Origin of the sequence: Schnuerera sp. (assembly GCF_035459645.1) — a bacterium.
Lineage (GTDB): Bacteria > Bacillota > Clostridia > Tissierellales > Tepidimicrobiaceae > Schnuerera.
In genome coordinates this window covers 1-3,499 of record NZ_DATHXO010000441.1, presented here as the reverse complement: position 1 = coordinate 3,499, position 3,499 = coordinate 1, and the positions used below count along the sequence as shown (strand labels likewise).

Sequence of the window (3,499 nt, the reverse complement as noted above, 5' to 3'; positions counted from 1 at the left end):
CCTTTAATGGAATGAATACTTCACATTTATTCAAAACTACTGATATATTATCTTCCCCTAGTTGAGATTTATCTTCTTGTATTTTAATATCTTCTCCACTAGCTAGGTTTACAAAATATCTTTTACCATAGTTTATTACTTCTTTAATATTTTCATCCTTGGTTACAAATATTAAGGTGGCTTTTTTTGATGGAGCTATATTCATTTCTTGTCTAGCATTTCTAATACCTTTAATAGCCTCCATAATAAATGCCATCCTTTTTTCTGCTTCTATGTCTTTATTTTCTTCATTGTAGACTGGCCAATAACTTATTATCAGGTCTTCTTCTCTTAAAGGTAGATGTCTCCATATTTCTTCTGTAATAAAAGGCATAAATGGATGTAATAATTTTAATATATTCTCTAATACATGTAATAATACTTTTTCTGCTGTTTCTTTGCTTTCTTTATTATCGCCATACAATCTAGGTTTTACCATTTCAATATACCAATCACAGTACTCATCCCATATGAAATCATGAATCTTCTGTGCAGCCATTCCTATTTCATACTTATCTAAGTTGGTCGTAACATCTTTTATAACACTATTTACCCTTGATATTATCCATTTGTCTTCTTCTTCTAAAAATGCACTGTCTATTTTTTCTATTGAAATGTTCTCATCTAGGTTCATCAACACAAATCTAGTAGCATTCCAAAGTTTATTTGCAAAATTTCTATTAGCTTCCACTCTTTCCATATAAAATCTCATATCATTTCCTGGAGTATTTCCTGTAACTAAGGTAAATCTCAAAGCATCAGCACCATATTCATCTATTACTTCTAATGGATCTATACCATTACCTAAAGATTTACTCATTTTTCTACCTTCAGCATCCCTTACTAGTCCAGTTAAAAATACGTCTTTGAAAGGTACTTTTCCAGTTTGTTCTAAGCTTGAAAATACCATTCTAACTATCCAGAAGAATATAATATCATATCCTGTGATTAAAACATCTGTTGGGAAAAAGTATTCAAAGTCTTCTGTTTGTTCTGGCCAACCTAATGTTGAAAAAGGCCATAGGGCTGATGAAAACCATGTGTCCAATGTATCTGGATCTTGATAAACATTGGTACTGTTGCATTTAGTACATCTTTTTGGCTTTTCTTTTAAAACCATTATCTCGCCACAGTCTTCACAATAATATACTGGTAACCTATGTCCCCACCACAGTTGTCTAGATATACACCAATCTTTGATACCTTCTAACCAATGGGTGTAAACTTTTCCAAATCTTTCGGGAATGAAGTTTAATTTTCCTTCTTTATAAACTTCTAAGGCTGGTTTTGCCAAAGGTTCCATTTTTACAAACCATTGTTTGGATATTAATGGCTCAACAACAGTTTTACATCTTTCACAATGGCCTATGCTATTATCATGGTCTTTAATCTCTACTAAATAATCTTCATTTTCTAAATCTTCTACTATTGCTTTTCTTGCAACATATCTATCTAATCCTTTATATTTTCCACCATTTTCGTTAATTGTTCCATCTTCACTCATTATTACACATTGCCCTAAATTATGTCTTTCTCCTACCTCAAAGTCGTTAGGATCATGGGATGGAGTTATCTTTACTGCTCCTGAACCAAAATCCATTTCTACATATTCATCAGCTATAATAGGAATTTCTCTATTTACCAATGGTAGTATAGCAATTTTCCCTATTAAATCTGCATATCTTTCATCTTCTGGATGAACTGCAATTGCTAAATCACCTAACATAGTTTCTGGTCTTGTAGTAGCTATGATAATATATTTTTCTTCATCTTTGATAGGATATCGTATATGCCATATATGTCCTAAACTCTCTTCATGGTCTACTTCTGCATCAGAGATAGCTGTTTTACAGTTTGGACACCAGTTTATAATCCTATCTCCTCTATATATCAATCCCTTTTCATATAATCTAATAAATACTTCTTCTACTGCATTACTTAAGCTTTCGTCTAATGTAAATCTTTCTCTACTCCAATCACAAGATACTCCTAGCTTTTCTAACTGATTGTTTATATTCCCACCATATTTTTTAGTCCAATCCCAAGCTTCCTGAATAAATCTTTCTCTTCCTAACTTTTCTTTAGTTTTACCTTCGGATCTAATCTTTTCCACTACCTTTGCTTCAGTAGAAATACTAGCATGATCTGTACCTGGTAGCCATAATGCTTCATAGCCCTCCATTCTCTTCCATCGAATAAGAATGTCTTGAATAGTATTATTCAAAGCATGCCCCATGTGAAGGTTCCCGGTAACATTTGGTGGGGGCATCATAATTGTATATGGCTTTCTGTCTTTATCTACATTGGCTTTAAAATATTCTTTTTCTTTCCAAAAATCGTACAACCTATTTTCAAAATCTTTTGGATCATAGGTTTTTGGTAAATTCTCTATCATCCTAAATCCTCCTCTTTTTTCAATTTAAAAAACCCTTCATCCTTTAGATATAAGGACGAAGGGTTTGTTCGCGGTACCACCTTAATTCCATAATAGTATTATGGCTATTATGGCGCTTAATATTTATAACGGATTTTCCGTTCTAACCTACTTTTTTTCAGCTAGAATACTTAGAAGCTACCTTCAGTAATCTACACCTATAAAAGCCTTTCAGCCTAAGAGCTTTTTTCTCTGTATAGAATAGTTACCTACTCCTCTTCTTCATCGTATTATATAAAATTGTTAGTAAATATTATACATATAAAATAACAGTTTGTCAATATTTTCTAGATATAGTTTTTACTATCTTTGGATAAATAGATCACTAAATAATTTATAAAAGCTAATATATTTAATATAACAGTAGTTAAAATCAATAGTTTTGTTACATTTAAACTAGGGAATTTAAATACTATGGAAAGAATTGCAACATAAAAAGAAACTGTTGCTATTTTCCCATATTTATTTGAAGGAAGGACTTTATTGCCTTTTAATAAATATAGTATAAAACCGCCTACTATCATTATTACTTCCTTGACACCTAAGATTAACAGGACCCAGGAGGGTATAAGTTTAGCTGTAGTAAAACTTATTAGTACTGCAAAAGTCATTAATTTATCTGCTAGAGGATCTAGCGCTGCCCCTATTTTCGTTGTCAAATCATATTTTCTAGCTATATATCCATCTAATACATCTGAAACTCCAGCAATTATAAATACTATCCCAGCATAAAGTAGATGGTTATCTGATACAGAATAAAAAAGAAATAAATATATAGGTACCAATATAATCCTTAATATAGTTAACATATTAGGAATATTCATGTCAAAACCTCTTTTCAATAATCTATTTATTTAGTAACCAAAAATTATATCTAGAATATTATAACTATAAAAGACCACTCATTATTCTTATAATATTATAGGAGGGATATATTTGTCAAAGGTTTTTAAACTAATCTCATTAATTCTAGTACTTACACTGATGATGACTCTTAGTTTAACAGGTTGTAAAAAAGATGAATTA

Annotated in this window: 2 protein-coding genes and 1 other annotated feature; both genes read right to left on the bottom strand. The window is 30.9% G+C overall.

Annotated features, from left to right (window positions below):
* Nucleotides 1-2,434 (bottom strand): valine--tRNA ligase (locus tag VK998_RS10425; protein WP_325228065.1); only part of this gene is annotated, 2,434 nt, incomplete at its 3' end.
* A gap of 48 nt (nt 2,435-2,482) precedes the next feature.
* Nucleotides 2,483-2,708 (bottom strand) — a binding site (T-box leader).
* 52 nt (nt 2,709-2,760) lie between these two features.
* Nucleotides 2,761-3,297 carry a CDP-diacylglycerol--glycerol-3-phosphate 3-phosphatidyltransferase gene (gene pgsA / locus VK998_RS10420; RefSeq protein ID WP_325228064.1) on the bottom strand — a complete coding sequence of 179 codons (537 nt, stop codon included), beginning with the start codon at nt 3,295-3,297 and terminating at the stop codon, nt 2,761-2,763.
* Between the last annotated feature and the right edge of the window lie 202 nt (nt 3,298-3,499).

Bases quoted from the DNA above. Each gene is read 5' to 3' on its own strand.
- pgsA (WP_325228064.1), bottom strand. From the start codon at position 3,297: ATGAATATTCCTAATATGTTAACTATATTAAGGATTATATTGGTACCT.